Consider the following 17,514-nt stretch of genomic DNA (forward strand, 5'->3'; position numbering starts at 1 on the left):
GCGACCACTGTCTCAGAGCACCTTCTCGTAGAACACCCGCACGAGACCGCCCTCCCCGCCACGGTGGGTCTCGACGTAGCCGAGCCGCTCGTAGAGCCGCTGGTTCTCCACCATCGTCACGTGGGTGAAGAGGCGGATCCGGTCCAGCTCATGGGCCCTCGCCCGTCCCTCGGCGAGGGTGAGCAGCGCGCGCCCGATGCCCGTGCCGTGGTGCGAGGGGAGCACGGCGACGTTGTCCAGCAGCAGGGCGTCGTCCTCCGCGACCAGGAGCAGGAAGGCGACGACCTCGCCGTCCCGCTCGACCACCCACGCCTCGGTGTCCGTCACGGCGGCGGCGTAGTCGGCGTCCAGCGGGCCGGGCCGCGCGCCGTCCATCCGCTCGAGGTAGGGGGAGTACGCCGCCACGGCGACCTGCGCCATCTGCGTCGCGTCCGCCGGGGTCGCGCGACGCACGCCCGGGTGTCGTACGCCGAACCACTGCTCCGCCCCGAACTCCTCGAACCGGGCGACCTCGATGAACCCGAGGCGCCCGGCGAGGGCGAGCGACCGCGCGTTGCTGCTCTGGGTGCAGAGGACCACGGGTTCGCCGAGGACCGCGTCGGCCCACGCGAGCACACGGGTGGCCGCCTCGGTGGCGTAGCCGTGGCCCCATGCGGACTGCGGGGTGACGTAGCTGAGCTCGAGGTCGGGCCGGTGCTCATCGACATGGCCGGCACCGGGGCGAGCCGGGTCGCGGCGACCGAGGCCGACCCACCCCACGAAGGCGCCGTCGTGCTCCACCACGAACTGGCCGGGCCGGTCCGCCGGCACCGCCGGCAGCTCGGCGTCGAGCGTGGCCCGGTCGCGGCCGCCCCCGAGGTGGCGGTTGACCTCGTCGTCCGTGCCCAGGTCGAGGAAGTCCGCCCGGTCGCGGGCCGCGGGCGCGCGCAGGACCAGCCGCGCCGTGCGGATCGGCGGCGGGGGCCAGTCGTCGACAGTGAGGGGCGCGGACATGCACGCAGGCTAGTGAGGGCTGGGAAGTGGCCCGAACCGCCCAAGAACTTGTCGTCGGGACCGGCGTTCCTTCGGCAGATCTCGCCAGTGAGGGTGTGAGATGTAGCGCACTAGTTTGTGCCTTCTCGGGTATCCACCCCTGCGAATCTGGAGGCCTGCACATGTCGATGTTCAAGTGGGACGTGGTCGATCCCGGCCCGGGTGAGGCGGTAGCGCCGCACCAGCGGTTGGCCTGGGGCAAGACCGTCGGTCTGGGTGCCCAGCACGTCGTGGCGATGTTCGGCGCCACCTTCGTCTTCCCGATCGTGATGGGGTTGAACGCCAACCTCGCGATCATGATGAGCGGTATCGCGACGATCTGCTTCCTGCTGATCGTCAAGGGCAAGGTCCCGAGCTACCTCGGCACCAGTGCCTCCTTCGTGGGTGGTGCGGCGGCGATCTACGCCCAGGGCGGCGGCCCGGCCGACGTCACCGGCGCGATCATGGTCTCCGGCATCGTGCTGGCGCTGGTCGGTGTGGCCATCCACTTCGCCGGCCCCGGCTTCGTCAACAACCTCTTGCCGCCCGTCGTCACCGGCGCCGTGGTCATGCTCATCGGCTTCAACCTCTGCCGCGTCGCCACCGGGATCTACATGCCGGCCGACCGCTGGGTCGCGCTGATCACCATGTTCGCCGTGGTCCTCATGGCCGTCGGCCTCAAGGGCTTCTTCGGTCGCATCGCGATCTTCCTCGGACTCATCTTCGGCTTCGTCCTCTCGCTGGTCTTCGACGCCATCGGCGTCGGTGGCGTCGAGGGTGACCGCGTCGACTGGACCAACGTCAAGACCGCGGACTGGCTGGGATTCCCGCCGCACACGGCCGAGGGTCTCGTCGGCAACCAGAGCCCCTTCTCGGGTGGTGAGAACTACGCGCTGGTCGGCTGGCACCTGCCGAGCCTGTCCCTCACCTTCACCCTGCTCGCTCTCCCGGCGGTGATCGCCCTGGTCGCGGAGAACATGGGCCACGTGAAGGCGGTCTCCGGCATGACCGGTCAGGACCTCGACCCGGTGATGGGCAAGGCCGTCGCCGCGGACGGCGTCGGCACCACGATCGCCTCGTTCGTCGGTGGGTCGCCCACCACGACGTACGCCGAGAACATCGGGGTCATGGCGGCCACGAGGGTCTACTCGACGGCGGCCTACTTCGTCGCCGCGGGTGTCGCGATCCTCTTCGGCTTCGTGCCCAAGTTCGGCGCGCTCGTCGCGACGACGCCCAGCGGCGTCCTCGGCGGGATCACCCTCGTGCTCTACGGGATGATCGGCCTGCTCGGCGCGAAGATATGGGTGGAGAACAAGGTCAATTTCGCCAACCCTGTCAACCTTGTTCCCGTGGCTGCCGGACTGACGATGGGCATCGGCCTGGCCGACAACGCCTTCTTCAACATCACGTCGGACTTCCCGCTCGGCGGCATCGCGATGGGCACGCTGATCATCGTGTTCGGCTACCACCTCGCCAGGATCGTGGCCCGGGCGGCCGGCACCGACCACGACGCGGGCGCCGTGATCGCCGTCGGCGACGCGGGTGCGCACCGGACGACCGGCCACACGCACGACCACGACCACGGCCACGGCCACACGCACGACCACGACCACCCCGACGAGACGAAGTAACCCGTGAAGCCAGCACCCTTCGCCTTCCGGCGTCCCGCCACCCTCGAGGAAGCCCTCGCGGCCCTCGCGGAGGAGCCGGGGGCGAAGGTGCTGGCCGGTGGTCAGTCCCTCGTGCCGCTGCTGTCCATGCGGCTGGCCGCGCCGTCGATGCTCGTCGACATCAACGCACTGCCCGGGCTCGGCCACGTCCGCTGTTCATCGGACGGGGGCGCCGCCGGGGTCCGGATCGGGGCCCTCGCCCGGCACGCCCACGTCCTCGCGTCGACCGAGGCGGCAGAGGTCCAGCCGCTGCTGGCGATGGCGCTGTCCCACGTGGCGCACCCGACGATCCGCAACCGCGGCACCACCGTCGGCTCGATCGTGCACGCCGACGCCGCGGCCGAGATGCCGATGGTGCTCCGGCTGCTGGAGGGATCCGTGGACGTCGCGTCGGTGCGCGGACGTCGTACGGTCCCGGCGGGGGAGCTGTTCGCCGGACCCCTCGAGTCCACCCTCGCCCACGACGAGATCGCCGTGGAGGCGTTCTTCCCGGCCCTCCCCGAGGGTGCGGGCGTCGCCTTCCAGGAGATCGCGCGCCGCCACGGTGACTACGCCCTCGTCGGCGTGGCCGCCCTCGTCGAGACCGACGGCGGCGAGGTCGTTCGGGCGCGGGTCGGCTTCGTGTCGGTGAGCGACGTGCCCGTCGTCGTCGACGTGACCGACTCGCTCGACGACCCCGCGGGCAAGGCGCTCGCCGAGCTCGATCCCGCCGCCGACATCCACGCCACTGCCGCCTACCGTGCGCACCTGGTCAAGGTGCTCACCCCCCGCGTCCTCGCCGACGCCGTGCACCACGCCCGGGAGAGGAACACATGAGCGAGCAGCTCCACGACGTCCGCCTGCACGTCAACGGTTCCGTGCACGAGGTGCAGGTGCCGGCCCGTCGGCTGCTGTCCGACGCGCTGCGCCACGACTGCGGGCTGACCGGCACGCACGTCGGCTGCGAGCACGGCGTCTGCGGCGCGTGCACCGTCCTCGTCGACGGCTCACCGGTGCGCTCGTGCCTGATGTTCGCGGTGTCGGCGGTCGACGCCGAGATCACGACCGTGGAGGGCCTGACCGAGGCCGACGACACCCCCGAGGGACGACTGAGCCCGGTGCAGCAGGCGTTCTCCGACTGCCACGGCCTCCAGTGCGGCTTCTGCACGCCCGGCTTCCTCACCACGATCACCGCCGGTCTGAAGGAGAATCCCGACCCGACCGAGGACGAGGCGCGAGAGATGATCGCCGGCAACCTCTGCCGCTGCACGGGCTACCAGAACATCGTGAAGTCGGTCCTGCGCGCCGCGGAGATCGAGCAGGAGCGCTCATGACGACCAAGCTGTTCGGCACCAAGGTCCCGCGCGTCGAGGACCAGCGCTTCCTGCGCGGCCAGGGCCGCTACGTCGACGACCTGCTCACCGACGACCCGCGGCTGCTGCACGCTGCCGTGCTGCGCTCACCGCACGCGCACGCGCGGATCACCGACATCGACGTCGCCGACGTGCTCGACGTCGAGGGTGTGCTGGCCGTCTGGACCTACGACGACCTCGTGGACGCGATGGCGCAGCCGCTGCCGCTGCTGATCCCGCACCCGACCCTGACCCACGGCCGCACGCAGTACGCCCTGGCGAAGGACGAGGTGAACTACATGGGCGAGGCGATCGCCTTCGTGGTCGCGGTCGACCGCTACGTCGCGGAGGACGCGGTCGCCCGGATCCGCGTCTCCTACGACCAGCTCCCGCCCGTCGTCGGCATCGCCGCCGCCCGGGCGGCGGACCGCCTCGTCCACGACGACGTACCCGGCAACGTCGGGGCGCGGATGGAGCAGGAGAACGGCGACGCCCGCGCCGCGATCGCCGACGCCCCGCACACGCTGAGACTCGAGCTCGACGTCGAGCGCTCGGCCTGTACGCCGATGGAGGGCCGCGGCACCGTCGCGAGGTGGGACCCCGACACGTCCCGCCTGACGGTGTGGTCGTCGACGCAGACGTCGACCGGCGTGCGGGGCTGCGTGGCCGCCAAGCTCGGCCTCGACCTGGCGAAGGTCGACGTGATCACGCCCGACGTCGGCGGCGGCTTCGGCGTGAAGATCAACCACCCCTGGCCCGAGGAGCTGCTCGTCCCGCTGGCGGCGATGACGCTGGGCAGGCCGGTGAAGTTCACCGAGGACCGGCGCGAGCACTTCATCTCCTCGGCCCATGAGCGCGCGCAGGTGCACCACGTCGAGGTCGGCTTCGACGACGACGGCCGGGTGCTCGGGCTCAACGTCGAGTTCTGGCACGACCACGGCGCGTACACGCCGTACGGCCTCATCGTCCCGATCATCACCTCGACCCAGCTGCTCGGCCCCTACAAGCCGGCCAACTACCGCGTCGTCTTCGAGTCGCTCTACACCAACACCGTGATCGTCACGCCCTACCGCGGTGCCGGACGACCGCAGGGCTGCTTCGTGATGGAGCGGACGATGGACGCGATCGCGGCCTACCTCGGCAAGGACCGCACCGAGGTGCGCAGCACCAACTTCATCCAGCCCGACGAGTTCCCCTACGAGCACGGCCTGGTGTTCCAGGACGGCCGCCCGCTCACCTACGACTCGGGCGACTACCCGGCGTCGCTGGAGAAGCTCAAGACGCTGGTCGGCTGGGACGAGTTCGAGGACTTCCGTGCCGAGATGGCGGCGCAGGGACGGCGGGTCGGCATCGGCCTCGCCTGCTACGTCGAGGGCACCGGCGTCGGGCCCTATGAGGGCGCCCACGTCCACATCGAGACCTCCGGCAAGGTGAAGGTCGCGACCGGCCTCACCACCCAGGGCCAGGGCCACCAGACCGCCTTCGCGCAGATCGTCGCCGACACCCTCGGCGTGCGGTTCGAGGACGTCGAGATCACCACCGGCGACACCCGCAAGATGCCCTACGCCGTGGGCACCTTCGCCTCCCGCGCGGCCGTGATGAGCGGCTCCGCGATCCACCTCGCCTCGTTGCGGGCGCGCGAGAAGGCGCTGCGGATCGCGGCCGAGGCGCTCGAGGCGGCCGAGGACGACCTCGAGATCGTGGACGGCGTGGTCAGCGTGCGGGGGACCGACGCCTCGATCGACCTCGGCACCGTCGCCGTACTGTCCAACCCGCTGCGCTACGCCTTCGACGAGGCGTCCAAGGCCGCGACCCAGTTCTCCGTCGGCGACCCCGGCAAGCCGCCGGTGGCCGAGGACGACGAGCCGGGCCTGGAGGGCAAGGACTTCTACTCGCCCGAGCGCTCGACCTTCGCCAACGGGATGCACGCCGTCATCGTCGAGACCGACCCCGACACGGCCGAGATCACCATCCTCAAGTACGCCGTCGTCCACGACTGCGGCCACCTGATCAACCCGATGATCGTCGAGGGCCAGATCCAAGGTGGTGTCGCTCAGGGCGTCGGCGGGGCGCTCTACGAGCGGATGGAGTACGACGAGGCGGGGCAGCTGCTCAACGCGTCCTTCATGGACTTCCTGATGCCCTACGTCACCGAGGTCCCGACGACGATCGACATCGACCACCTCGAGACGCCGTCGCCGCTCAATCCCCTCGGCATCAAGGGCGCCGGCGAGGCGGGCGTGATCCCGTCCGCCGCCGTGTTCGCCGCCGCCATCGAGGACGCCGAGCGGCCCTACAAACCAACACTGGCCATCACCGCGATGCCGATCTCGCCGTCCGAGCTCTTCGACCTGCGCCTCGCGCACGCCGACGTACCTGCTGAAGCCATCGCTGAGGAGACCCGATGAAGTTCACCGGAGAGAACGTCCTGGACGCCCCCGTCGACCGGGCGTGGGACGCCCTGCTCGACCCGGCCGTGCTGGTCCGCACGATCCCCGGCTGCGAGCGGCTCGAGGCGACCGGCGAGAACGCCTACGCCATGACCGTCACCGCGGGCGTCGCCTCGATCAAGGGCACCTACGCCGGCTCGTGCGAGCTGCGCGACCTCGTCGAGCACGAGTCGCTGGTGATGAAGCTCGACGGCGCCGGAGCGCCCGGCACGATCGGCGCGACGGTCAGCGTGCGCTTCACCCCCGAGGGATCGACGACGCGCGTCTCGTACGACGCCGACGCCGTCGTCGGCGGGATGATCGGCGGGGTCGGGCAGCGGATGCTGACGAGCGTCTCGCGGCGGATGGCCGGGGAGTTCTTCGGCAACGTGGACGCCGCGATCGCGGGCGGGCCAGTGGTGCCGTTGGTCGAGGGCGCGCAGCGCCCGTCACGAGACCCGGAGCAGGGGCAGGTCTTCACCGCACCCGCCAAGGTCTCCGCCGCCGCTTCGAAGCAGGAGTTCCTCACCGGCGTGGCCGTCGGTGCCGGCCTGGTGCTCGCCGGGGTGATCGTCGGCGGGATCTTCGGAAGGCGTCGATGACCGAGGTCTCCGTCGACTCGACCGCCCGCGACCAGGCCGCGGCGGTCAGGTCGGGCGAGATCTCGGCGGCCGAGCTGCTCGAGCTGCACCTCGACCGCATCGAGGAGCGCAACCCCGAGCTCAACGCGATCGTGTCGCTCGACGTCGAGCGCGCCCGGGTGGCCGCGGCGGTCGCCGACCAGGCGCAGGCGTCCGGCGAGGAGGTCGGCCCGCTGCACGGCCTGCCCTTCGCGGTGAAGGACACGCACGCGCTCGACGGGTGGCGCACGACGTACGGCTCACCGATCTTCGCCGACGCCGTCGCCGACCACGACGACCTGCTGGTCGAGCGGATCCGGCGAGCCGGCGCGGTCTTCATCGGCAAGACCAACGTGCCGGAGTTCGCCGCCGGGTCGCACACGTTCAACACGGTCTTCGGCGTGACCCGCAACCCCGTCGACCCGACCCGTTCCGCCGGCGGCTCCAGCGGGGGAGCGGCGTGCGCGCTGGCCTCCGGGATGGTGCCGCTCGCCGACGGCTCCGACATGGGCGGATCGCTGCGCAACCCGGCGTCCTTCTGCGGCGTGGTCGGCATGCGCCCGTCACTCGGCCGGGTGCCGGAGTGGCCGCTCTACAACCAGTGGGAGTCGACCTCGGTCGGCGGGCCGATGGCGCGCAACGTCGGCGACCTCGCGCTGCTCCTCTCCGTCATCGCCGGGCCCGACCCGCGGGCGCCGCAGGCACTCGGCGACCCCGGCGCCGCCTTCGCCCCGCCGCTCATCCCGGCCCCGCTCGCCGGGCTCCGGGTGGCGACGAGCGTCGACCTCGGCGGCGCCTTCGCGGTCGACCACGAGGTCGCGGACGTCGTACGAGCCACGGCAGTGCGGCTGTCCGACGCGGGCGCCGCGATCGTGGAGGCGCACCCCGACCTCTCGCTGGCCGACGACACCTTCCGCACGCTGCGGGCGTGGCACTTCCAGGCCAAGCTCGGTCGGCTGCTCGCCGAGCACCCGACGTCGTTCAAGCCGTCGCTCGAGGCCAACATCCGCGCGGGCGAGCCGCTGACCGGTGCCGACGTCGCCCGCGGCTACTCCCAGCGGACGGCGCTCTCGGAGACGATGCGGCTCTTCTTCGGAGACCACGACGTGCTCCTGCTGCCGACCTCGCAGGTGCCGCCCTTCCCGGTGGAGCACGAGTTCCCGGAGACGATCAACGGGCAGGAGATGCCGGACTACCTGGCCTGGATGCGCTCGGCGTACTTCATCACCGTCACCGGCTGCCCGGCGATCTCCGTCCCGGCAGGGCGTACGTCGACCGGGTTGGCCGTCGGCGTGCAGCTGGTCGCCCGCCACGGCGCCGACCGGCAGCTCCTCGAGGTCGCCGCAGCCGTCGAGGCCCTGCTGACCCCCTGACCTCTGGATAGTCCGCAGCAAAATGCTGGTCTGGAGGCACCTGCGACCAGCATTTTGCTGCGGACTATCGGGTTGGGGGGTGTGCACGAACCTGTGGACGGAGGTGTGCACAACGACGTCTGGCTGGGGATGAACTGGGGCCGATCTGGGGACGACGCGCCGGAACCCGAAGTATGTGGGAAATGACCACCGAAAGCCCTTGCGCAGCGGTTCCCCGACGGCATAGAACTCTCCCTACGCAGCCCCGCAAGGGGAGGCAGGATGGCTCCGGAAGGACGATCCGCACGATGACGAACCAGCTTGCTGGGGAGGAGTCGCAGACACCGGGTGATGCGGTGACTGGGATCTGACACAGGGAGCGATCGATCAGGACATCACCAGAGAGATCACCCGATGACCTGGACGCTTCGGCGACCTGGACATCACGAAGGGCCCTTGACGCTCATACCGTCGAGGGCCCTTCGGCCATTTCCCGGGGACCGCATGTCTTGCCGACGATGGGCGGTTTCGTCGGCAAGCTCTGCCGTGGTCACTGCGCAGCGTGGTTGAGTTGAATCGTGCCCATGACGCAGCGGCGGATCAGGATCGGCATCGACACCGGCGGCACGTTCACCGACGTCGTGGCCTTCGACGAGGACTCGGGCGAGCTGGTCACGACCAAGACCCCGAGCACGCCGGGCAACCCGGCCGACGGCTTCATCGCCGGCATCGAGAAGATCCTCGACATCGTCGGTGCCGAGGGTGCCGACATCACCGCCGTCTCGCACGGCACGACGGTCGCGACCAACAAGCTCCTCGAGGGCAAGGTCGAGGCGCTCGGCTTCATCACCACCGAGGGCTACGAGTTCATGCTCGAGATCGCCCGCCAGTCGGTGCCCGACGGCTACGGCAACTCCTACTTCTGGGTGAAGCCCGACCGCATCGTCCCGGCCGACCGGGTCCGCACCGTCGGCGGTCGCCTCGACTTCACCGGCGCCGAGATCCGTCCCTTCGACGAGGACGGCGCCGTCGCGACAGCCCGCTGGTTCCGGGACCAGGGCATCACCACGATCGGCGTCTGCCTGATCCACGCCTACGCCAACGACGACCACGAGCTGCGGATGCGCGACATCCTGCGCCGCGAGCACCCCGACGCCATCGTCTCGATCTCGAGCGAGGTGCTCCGCGAGTACCGCGAGTACGAGCGCGCGATGACCACGCTCGTCGACGCGGCGGTGAAGCCCAACGTCAGCCGCTACGTCACCAACATCTCCGAGCGGCTGATCGGGTTCACCGGCAACGTGATCCCGTTCTACGTGATGAAGTCCAACGGCGGCGTGCTGTCGGCTGACGAGGTCGTCCACCAGCCGATCACCACCGTGCTGTCCGGCCCCGCAGCCGGTGCGCTCGGCGCCGCGCTGATCGCCCAGGTCGCCGGCTTCCCGAAGATCCTCACCTGCGACGGAGGAGGTACGTCGACCGACGTGTCCGTCGTCCTCGACGGCGAGCCGACCCTCACCACCGAGGGCACGGTCGGCGCCTATCCCAGCAAGATCCCGATGATCGACGTCGTCACGGTCGGTGCCGGCGGTGGCTCGATCGCCTGGCTCTCGCCCGAGGGCTCCCTCAAGGTCGGCCCGCACTCGGCGGGCGCCGACCCCGGTCCGCTCTGCTACGCCAAGGGCGGCACGCAGCCCACCATCACCGACGCCCACGTCACGCTCGGCCGGATCCCTCCCCACCTCCTCGGCGGCGAGATCCCGCTCGACGTGGAGGCCGCGAGCGCCGGCATCGCCGACCTCGCCGACCAGCTCGGCCTCGACTTCGAGCGGTGCGCCACCGGCATCCTCGAGATCTCCGCGTGGAACCAGGCCAACGCGCTGCGCCAGGTCTCGGTCAAGCGCGGCCTCGACGTCCGCGACTTCATGCTGACGACCTTCGGCGGGTCGGGGTCGCTCCTGGCCTGCCGGCTCGTCGACATCCTCGACCTGGCGGGCGTCGTCGTACCTCCCAACCCGGGCAACGTCAGCGCCTTCGGCCTGCTGACCGTCGACGTCAAGAACGACTACGTCCAGACCCACGTCGCGAAGGAGTCGGTCCTCGACCACATGGGCGTGCAGGGGATCCTCGACGACCTCACCGACCGCGCCCGCGAGGCGCTGGCCAAGGAGGGCTTCACCGCCGACCAGCACCAGTTCCAGCGGACCATCGACGTCCGCTACGTCGGCCAGGCCTACGAGGTGCGGGTCGCAGCTCCCGAGGGCAGCGTCGATGCTGCGTACGTCGCGCAGGTGGCCGAGACCTTCCACGCCGAGCACCACCAGCTCTACGGCTACGACTTCCGCGGCGACGCCACCCAGCAGGTCGAGTGGGTCAACCTGCGAGTCACCGGCATCGGCCCGATCACGCGACCGGAGATACCCACGCTGGACAAGGCCGAGGGCGACGTCGACCGCGCGGTGCGCGGCAGCCGGCAGGTCTGCTTCGACCCCGACGACGGCTACGTCGACACCCCGGTCATCTGGCGCACCGACCTCGGCGCCGGCGACACGTTCACCGGGCCCGCCATCGTCGAGGAGTTCGGCTCGACGATCCCCGTCCACCCCGGCTTCGAGGTCGTGGTCGACGACTGGGCCAACCTCGTGATCCGAAAGGTGGTCAGCTGATGGCCGCAGTCGACCCCGCCTACGTCACCGCGAAGCCGGTCAACCCGGCCGGCCTGCCGACGGCGTACGAGCACGGCGGCCGACTCACGCCCGAGGGCTCGAGCGTCGACCCGATTCTCGTCGAGATCGTCCAGGGCACGCTGGCCAGCGTCGAGATGGAGGTGGAGACGGCCATCGGGCGGACGTCGCGGAGCCCGATGATCCGCGACGCGCACGACTTCCGCGCGGGCATCCACGACCGCCAGCTGCGCAAGCTCACCGGTCGTTCCTACAGCGCGCTCGTGCACCCGATCGTGCGCGACTACCCGATCGAGGAGATGGTCGAGGGCGACGTCTTCTTCCACAACGACGTCTACGAGTCCGAGGGCGGCATCGGCCACCTGCCCGACCTCTGCGTCACCGTCCCGGTCTTCCACCGGGGCGAGGTGGTCGCCTTCGTGCAGGCCTTCGGCCACCACGACGACATCGGTGGCGCGGTGCCGGGCTCCATGCCCAGCAACGCGACCACGGTCTACGAGGAGGGTCTGGCCGTCCCGCCGATCAAGCTGTGGGACGCCGGCGTACCGAACCGGTCCGCGTTGCGGATCATGACGCGCAACTCGCGGATGCCCGACAGCCTCGCCGCCGACCTCGACGCCGAGTGCTCGGCGTGCCTGATGGGTGCGCGGCGGCTCGGCGAGCTGTTCGAGCGCTACGGCCGCGAGGCGATCGAGACGTCCTTCGACGCGATCCTCGACACCACGACCGAGACCTACCGCCGCGAGATCCTGTCCAAGATCCCCGACGGCACCTACGTCTGGGAGGACTACGCCGAGCACGACGGCGTCGACGAGCCGCAGCTGCACACGCAGCGGATCACCCTGACCAAGGTGAGCGACGCCCCGGCGGACCCGGAGAACGGACGTCCTGCCGGACCGCGCCTGATCATCGACTTCACCGGCACGAGCAAGCAGGCGAGGGGGCCGATCAACCACTGCGGCGACTACGTCGGCGGCAACTTCCTCAAGAAGTGGCTCGCGCCGATCCTGCGCAACCTCGCCGACACCCCCGAGCGGATGGCCGAGCTCGACGTCAACGAGGGCATCGTGCCGCTGATCGAGATGCGCTTCCCGGAGAAGGGCACGCTCCTCACGCCGATCCATCCCGGCCCCACCAACGCCCGCACTTTCGTGATCCTCCGGCTGCTCGGCGTGCTCGCCGGGGTCGTGGCCAAGGCCGTCGACGGCAAGATGCCTGCGGACCAGGAGACGATCCGCTACACCGGCGTCTACGGCAAGGACCTCGACGGCAACGACTACCTCATGCGCGAGGTGCTCGGCGGCGGCTCGGGCGGTCGCTACTACGCCGACGGCGAGGACACCATCCACGTCGTGCCCGACTCGCGGAACCTGCCGACCGAGTTCACCGAGTCGCGCTTCCCGTTCATCGTCGAGCGGCTCGGCCTGGCCGTCGACTCCGGCGGCGCGGGGGAGTTCCGCGGTGGTCTCGGCTACGAGAAGCACATCCGGATGCTCAAGGACGGGCACTTCATGTCCATCGCCGACCGCTCGATCCTGGCCTGCTGGGGCGTGCGCGGCGGCAAGGCCGGGATGCCGTTCCAGGTCGTCATCGACCCCGGCGGCCCCGACGAGCGCGAGGTCGACGCCCTCGCCGACGCCGAGGAGATCAAGGCCGGCCAGCTCGTCCGGATCCGTACGACGGGTGGTGGCGGCTGGGGCGACCCGCTGGTCCGCGACCCCGCGTCGGTCGTCCGCGACGTCGTCTGGGGCAAGGTCTCGGCCGAGGCCGCGCTGCGCGACTACGGCGTGGTGCTGACGGGCTCGCGCGACGCAGGGGACCTGTCGTTCGACGAGTCCGCGACGACGGCCGAGCGCGCGGGCCGGTCAGCGTGGAGCCGCGAGGACGACGCGTTCTTCGACCGCGGTCCGGGCTACGCCTCGCTCGCCGACGGCGCGGCGCACGCGGACGTCGACCGGGTCTGAGGTCACGGTGCGGGTCGCGGTGGTCGGTGGCCACGGCAAGACCGGGCGGGCCGTCTGCGCTGCCCTCGACGACCCGGTGCCGCTGGGGCGTGCCGACTGGCCGGACCTCGCACGGGCCGTCGCCGCGTGCGAGGCGGCGTACGTCATCGCGCCGAACCTGCACCCCGACGAGCCGGCGTACGTCGCCGCCGTCCTGCGTGCGCTGACCGCGGCTGGCGTCGGGCGGGTCGTCTACCACTCCGTCGCCTCGCCCTACGTCCCCGCGATGCCGCACCACCTCGGCAAGGCAGTGAGCGAGGACCTCGTCCGCCGCAGCGGCCTGGCCTGGACGATCCTGCAGCCGGGCGCCTACCTGCAGAACCTCGACCTCACCGGTCCGCTCGAGGTGCCGTACTCCCTCGACGTCCGGTTCGGCTTCCTCGACCTCGCCGACCTCGCCCGGGTCGCCGCGCTCGTGCTCTCGGAGGAGGGCCACACCGGTGCGACGTACGAGCTCGCCACCCGCGTCGCGACCGTCCGCGACCTGGCCGCCGAGGCCGGCGTCGAGGCGCGGCAGGTGGCGGATCCGGGCACCCATCCCTGGCTGTCCGCGATGTTCGCCTACTACGACGACCACGGCCTGCCGGTGGGCACGCAGGTCCTGGCGGCTCTCCTTCGCTGATCCCGGACGTCATACGGAAGGGGCAAGCGGATGCCCCGTCCGTATGACGTCGCGCGGGCCCGCGGCCCGGTGCGATCATCGGGGCGTGACCACCTCGGAGCAGTACGCCGACCTCGGCGAGGCCGCGTGGCGGTGGGTGCTCGACCAGGTCCGGTGGGACGACGACGGACCGTGGATCCCCGAGTCCGTGCCGCACGACGGCGGGCCGCCCGAAGATCGCGACGGGATGCACAGCGGCATCGGCGGCCTCGCGCACGTGCTTGCCGAGCTCCGCGAGGCACGACCGTGGACCGACGAGGAGCAACGGCTGGCCGACGGCATCGCCACGCGGATCCGGGGCAACCTCGCGACCACGACGGCGTACAGCTACTTCGACGGGCTGGTCAGCGACCTCGGGGTGCTGTGGGCGCTGAAGAGCGACGGGGCCGAGGAGGCGGTCGCGCGGCTCGCCGAGCTGATGACCGACGACGGGTGGGAGCAGCCCTGGCTCGAATCGCCGCCGTTCGCCGAGCACAGCAGGATCAACGACGCGACCCTCGGCACCGCGGGCAACCTGCTCGGCGCGGTCTGGGCACACCGGCACGGGACGCCGGGCGCGGAGTCGCTGGCGACCCGCGCCGCGGACCTCCTGCTGGCCGAGGCCGAGCCCACGGAGGCGGGCACCAACTGGCGGTTCTTCCCCCGGCGGTTCGCCGACGACGTCCCTCCCGCGCGACGCGACCGGCAGATGCCCAACTGGTCGCACGGGCTGGCCGGCATCGCCGCGTCGCTCGCGGTCGCCGGCACGACGCTCGGCCGCGACGACCTCATCGCGGCAGCCCGCAGCGGAGCCGAGCACCTGGTCACCCTGGGCGACACCAGCGGTGGCGGGTTCGTCGTGCCGCGCGTGATTCCGGACCAGGCCGACACGGACCACGTGACCTACACGTGGTGCCACGGCCCGACCGGCACCTCCCTGCTCTTCACCGCGCTCGAGCACGCGGGCGTCACGGAGGTCACAGGCGAGACGCCCGAGCAGTGGCATCGCCGCTGCCTGCGCAGCATCCGCGTCTCGGGCATCCCCGAGCGGCTGCGCCCCGGCTTCTGGGACAACGACGGCCGCTGCTGTGGCACGGCCGGTGTCGGCGACGTCTTCCTCGATGCCTGGCAGCGCCGCGGCGTGGACGACGACCTCGCCTTCGCGCAGGTGCTCGGCGACGCGCTCGTTGAGCGGGCGGTCGTGGACGGCGACGGTGCGTGCTGGCGTTTCACCGAGCACCGCAACGAGGACCCGCTGCTCCCACCCGGCGTGGGCTGGATGCAGGGCACCGCCGGCATCGCGGCGTACCTCCTGCGCCTTGCGCGCGTGCTCCGCGAGGGACGTACGACGCCCGCTGTCGCACGCCTCGACACCTGGTGGAACCTGCCGTGACCGAACGAGCCCTCACCTTCGGATCCGTCGCCGAGGCCTACGAGCGCTACCGCCCGGGCTATCCCGACGAGGTGGTCGAGACCGTGCTGGCGTACGCCGCGCGCCCCGTCGCGACCGCCCTGGAGATCGGCGCCGGCACCGGCAAGGCGACGCGGGTGTTCGCCAACCACGGCGTGCGCGTCACCGCGACCGACCCGGACGCTGCGATGCTCGCCGAGCTCGTGAAGCACGTCCCCGCCTCGGTGCGCCCGGTGCGGGCGACGTTCGAGGAGCTGCCGCTGACCACCACCTACGACCTGGTCTACGCGGCGGCCGCGCTGCACTGGACGCGACCTGAGGGCCGGTGGGAGCGCGCGGCCGCGCTGCTGGAGCCGGGCGGCATCGTCGCCTCCTTCGGCGCACCCCGAGACCTGGCGGACCCGGTCGTGGAGGAGGCCCTGCGCGTCGCCGGGACACCCTGGCTCCAGGAGGTCGACGTGCCGTCACCCGACGGCACCCCGGAGGACAGCACCCTGCAGTGGCCGAGCACGGAGCTGGCTGCCTCTGAGCTGTTCACCGACGTCACCCAGGTCGTGCTCGAGCAGCGCACTGCGGTGTCCGCGCGTGACTACGTCGGGCTCCTGTCGACGGTCTCCGCCTTCCTGGTCCTGTCACCGGCCGATCGCGAGGCTGCACTGGCGAGCATCCTCGACGCGCTGCCGGCCGAGGTCGACGTCGTCGGCGACATCCGGCTGCACCTCGCACGCAAGGCCTGAGCTCAGGGCTCGATCAGCCCCGCCCTGATGGCGTACCTCGTCAGCTCCACCCGGTCACGCATGCCGAGCTTGCCGAGGATGTTGCCGCGGTGGCCCTCGACGGTCTTCAGTGCGATGTGGAGGTCCTTGGCGATCTCGCGCGACGAGCGGCCCTCGGCGATCAGCTTGATCACCTGGTCCTCCCGCTCGGTCAGCACGGACGCCGGCACCCGCTCGCCGCGGCGCAGCCGGTCGAGGTAGTCGCGCACGAGCGTGCTCTCCGCGCCGGGGTAGAGGAAGGTCTCGCCGCGTAGCGCCGCCCGGCACGCGCCGACGAGGTCCTCGTCGGCGACGGACTTCAGGACGTAGCCGCTCGCGCCCGCCTTGAGGGCCCCGAAGAAGTACTGCTCGTTGTCGTGCATCGACAGCATCAGGATCTTGGGAGGTGTACGCCGTCGGGCGATCTCGGCGGCCGCCTGAAGGCCCGTCATCCGCGGCATCGCGATGTCGAGCACGACCAGGTCGATCTCGGTGTCGCGCACCCGCTCGACGGCCTCGAGACCGTCGCCCGCCTCGGCGACGACCGTCAGGTCGGGCTCCTGCTCGAGGATGAGCCGGACGCCGCGGCGGACGAGGTTGTGGTCGTCGGCCAGCAGGATGCGGATCACGAGACCGGCACCCGCAGCCGGACCGTCGTGCCCCGCCGGGGCTGGCTGATCACCGACAGCTCGGCCCGCACGAGCGCGGCCCGCTCGCGCATCCCCATCAGGCCCGAGCCCTCCGCCAGCCCCTCGAACCCGCGGCCGTCGTCGGTCACCTCCAGCACGACGTGGTCCCCGTGCCGGCGCAGCGACAGCTCGACCGAACGGGCGTCGGCGTGCCGGGCGGCGTTGGTGAGCGCCTCCTGCGCGACGCGGTAGACGACCACCTCGACCTCCGGGCTGAGCGCGGGCAGGCCGGGCGCGAACGAGCGGCGCACCGAGGCAGCGCTGTGGTCGGCGAAGTCCGTGGCCAGCGCGGCGAGCGCGCTGGTCAGGCCGAGGTCCTCGAGGACTCCCGGCCGCAGCCGCCGCGCCACCCGGCGTACGTCGTCGAGGCCGGCGCGGGCGCTCTCGCGGACGGCCGCGAGCTCGGGCACCAGCGCGGGCGGTGCCTGCGACTCGACCTGCTTGAGGCCCAGCAGCACGACGGTGAGGCTCTGGCCGACCTCGTCGTGCAGCTCCTGCGCGATTCGGTGGCGCTCCGACTCCTGCGCGGCGAGCGCCCGCGCGTCACCGGCCCGTCGCTCCTCGGCCAGCCGGGCCAGGAGGGCGTTGACGCCCTGCGCCACGCCGCGGACCGGCCCCGAGCCCTCTTCCGGCAGGTGCGTCGGTTCGAGCCGCTCGATGTCGCCGACCCGCGTGATCAGCCGGGTCAGCGGGGCGAGCGCCCAGCGGATCAGGAGCGCGTTGAGCAGCAGGATCGCGACCAGGCCCAGAGCGACGACGACGATCTCCGAGCGCACGGCGTCCGACGAGACGCTGGCGGGGGAGAGGACCAGCACCACCGCGCCGAGCACGAAGACGACGCCGTTGATCAGGCAGATCGTCCAGAAGAGCGGCAGGTGCAGGCGCATGCTCCAGCCTCTCATCGTTGCCCGTCCGACCA

Annotated in this window: 14 protein-coding genes; 11 read left to right on the top strand and 3 right to left on the bottom strand. The window is 71.4% G+C overall.

Going from position 1 to position 17,514, the window contains the following annotated elements:
• Positions 1-12: 12 nt before the first annotated feature.
• Positions 13-993 (bottom strand): GNAT family N-acetyltransferase, encoded by a 981-nt coding sequence (locus EUA06_RS22730; protein WP_207208276.1) that lies wholly within the window; start codon positions 991-993, stop codon positions 13-15.
• Between the two features lie 161 nt (positions 994-1,154).
• On the opposite strand from EUA06_RS22730, the gene EUA06_RS09550 reads away from it, so the two are divergent.
• The 11 genes from EUA06_RS09550 (at position 1,155) to EUA06_RS09600 (ending at position 15,888) form a co-directional block, all read left to right on the top strand.
• Positions 1,155-2,642 (top strand): uracil-xanthine permease family protein, encoded by a 1,488-nt coding sequence (locus EUA06_RS09550; RefSeq protein ID WP_129474946.1) that lies wholly within the window; start codon positions 1,155-1,157, stop codon positions 2,640-2,642.
• A 3-nt stretch (positions 2,643-2,645) separates the two neighbouring features.
• Positions 2,646-3,497: an FAD binding domain-containing protein gene (locus EUA06_RS09555; RefSeq protein WP_129474948.1), complete on the top strand. Its 852-nt coding sequence runs from the start codon at positions 2,646-2,648 to the stop codon at positions 3,495-3,497.
• Entirely contained in the window at positions 3,494-3,994 is a 501-nt protein-coding gene (locus EUA06_RS09560; RefSeq protein ID WP_129474950.1) for a (2Fe-2S)-binding protein, read from the top strand. The genes EUA06_RS09555 and EUA06_RS09560 overlap by 4 nt, the downstream gene beginning before the upstream one ends.
• Positions 3,991-6,420, top strand: coding sequence for an aerobic carbon-monoxide dehydrogenase large subunit (cutA, locus tag EUA06_RS09565; RefSeq protein WP_129474952.1), 2,430 nt, complete (start codon positions 3,991-3,993; stop codon positions 6,418-6,420). The genes EUA06_RS09560 and cutA overlap by 4 nt, the downstream gene beginning before the upstream one ends.
• A complete protein-coding gene (locus EUA06_RS09570) occupies positions 6,417-7,043 on the top strand; it encodes an SRPBCC family protein (RefSeq protein ID WP_129474954.1) in 627 nt (208 codons plus the stop codon). Before cutA ends, EUA06_RS09570 begins: the two co-directional genes overlap by 4 nt.
• Entirely contained in the window at positions 7,040-8,434 is a 1,395-nt protein-coding gene (locus EUA06_RS09575; protein ID WP_129474956.1) for an amidase, read from the top strand. The genes EUA06_RS09570 and EUA06_RS09575 overlap by 4 nt, the downstream gene beginning before the upstream one ends.
• 563 nt (positions 8,435-8,997) lie before the next feature.
• Positions 8,998-11,079, top strand: coding sequence for a hydantoinase/oxoprolinase family protein (locus tag EUA06_RS09580; RefSeq protein ID WP_129474958.1), 2,082 nt, complete (start codon positions 8,998-9,000; stop codon positions 11,077-11,079).
• On the top strand, positions 11,079-13,061 hold the full coding sequence (locus EUA06_RS09585; RefSeq protein WP_129474960.1) for a hydantoinase B/oxoprolinase family protein: 1,983 nt from the start codon (positions 11,079-11,081) through the stop codon (positions 13,059-13,061). The genes EUA06_RS09580 and EUA06_RS09585 overlap by 1 nt, the downstream gene beginning before the upstream one ends.
• A gap of 7 nt (positions 13,062-13,068) precedes the next feature.
• A complete protein-coding gene (locus EUA06_RS09590) occupies positions 13,069-13,722 on the top strand; it encodes an SDR family oxidoreductase (RefSeq protein ID WP_129474962.1) in 654 nt (217 codons plus the stop codon).
• An 85-nt stretch (positions 13,723-13,807) separates the two neighbouring features.
• Positions 13,808-15,133, top strand: a complete 1,326-nt coding sequence (locus EUA06_RS09595; RefSeq protein WP_207208277.1) for a lanthionine synthetase LanC family protein — start codon at positions 13,808-13,810, stop codon at positions 15,131-15,133.
• Entirely contained in the window at positions 15,130-15,888 is a 759-nt protein-coding gene (locus tag EUA06_RS09600; protein WP_129474965.1) for a class I SAM-dependent methyltransferase, read from the top strand. Before EUA06_RS09595 ends, EUA06_RS09600 begins: the two co-directional genes overlap by 4 nt.
• 2 nt (positions 15,889-15,890) lie before the next feature.
• On the opposite strand, the gene EUA06_RS09605 is transcribed toward EUA06_RS09600, so the two are convergent.
• Both EUA06_RS09605 and EUA06_RS09610 read right to left on the bottom strand, forming a co-directional pair.
• The gene (locus EUA06_RS09605; RefSeq protein WP_207208278.1) at positions 15,891-16,535 is read right to left on the bottom strand and encodes a response regulator; all 645 of its coding nucleotides are present in this window, start codon (positions 16,533-16,535) and stop codon (positions 15,891-15,893) included.
• Complete coding sequence (locus tag EUA06_RS09610) at positions 16,532-17,482, bottom strand: sensor histidine kinase (RefSeq protein ID WP_242498063.1); 951 nt, start codon at positions 17,480-17,482, stop codon at positions 16,532-16,534. The genes EUA06_RS09605 and EUA06_RS09610 overlap by 4 nt, the downstream gene beginning before the upstream one ends.
• Positions 17,483-17,514: the final 32 nt, after the last annotated feature.

Source organism: Nocardioides glacieisoli (genome assembly GCF_004137245.1).
Classification (GTDB): Bacteria; Actinomycetota; Actinomycetes; order Propionibacteriales; family Nocardioidaceae; genus Nocardioides; species Nocardioides glacieisoli.

Coding starts and splice junctions, on each gene's coding strand:
- EUA06_RS09575 (WP_129474956.1), top strand. CDS start 7,040: ATGACCGAGGTCTCCGTCGACTCGACCGCCCGCGACCAGGCCGCGGCG.
- EUA06_RS09585 (WP_129474960.1), top strand. CDS start 11,079: ATGGCCGCAGTCGACCCCGCCTACGTCACCGCGAAGCCGGTCAACCCG.
- EUA06_RS22730 (WP_207208276.1), bottom strand. CDS start 993: ATGTCCGCGCCCCTCACTGTCGACGACTGGCCCCCGCCGCCGATCCGC.
- EUA06_RS09570 (WP_129474954.1), top strand. CDS start 6,417: ATGAAGTTCACCGGAGAGAACGTCCTGGACGCCCCCGTCGACCGGGCG.
- EUA06_RS09580 (WP_129474958.1), top strand. CDS start 8,998: ATGACGCAGCGGCGGATCAGGATCGGCATCGACACCGGCGGCACGTTC.
- EUA06_RS09550 (WP_129474946.1), top strand. CDS start 1,155: ATGTCGATGTTCAAGTGGGACGTGGTCGATCCCGGCCCGGGTGAGGCG.
- EUA06_RS09560 (WP_129474950.1), top strand. CDS start 3,494: ATGAGCGAGCAGCTCCACGACGTCCGCCTGCACGTCAACGGTTCCGTG.
- EUA06_RS09610 (WP_242498063.1), bottom strand. CDS start 17,482: ATGCGCCTGCACCTGCCGCTCTTCTGGACGATCTGCCTGATCAACGGC.
- cutA (WP_129474952.1), top strand. CDS start 3,991: ATGACGACCAAGCTGTTCGGCACCAAGGTCCCGCGCGTCGAGGACCAG.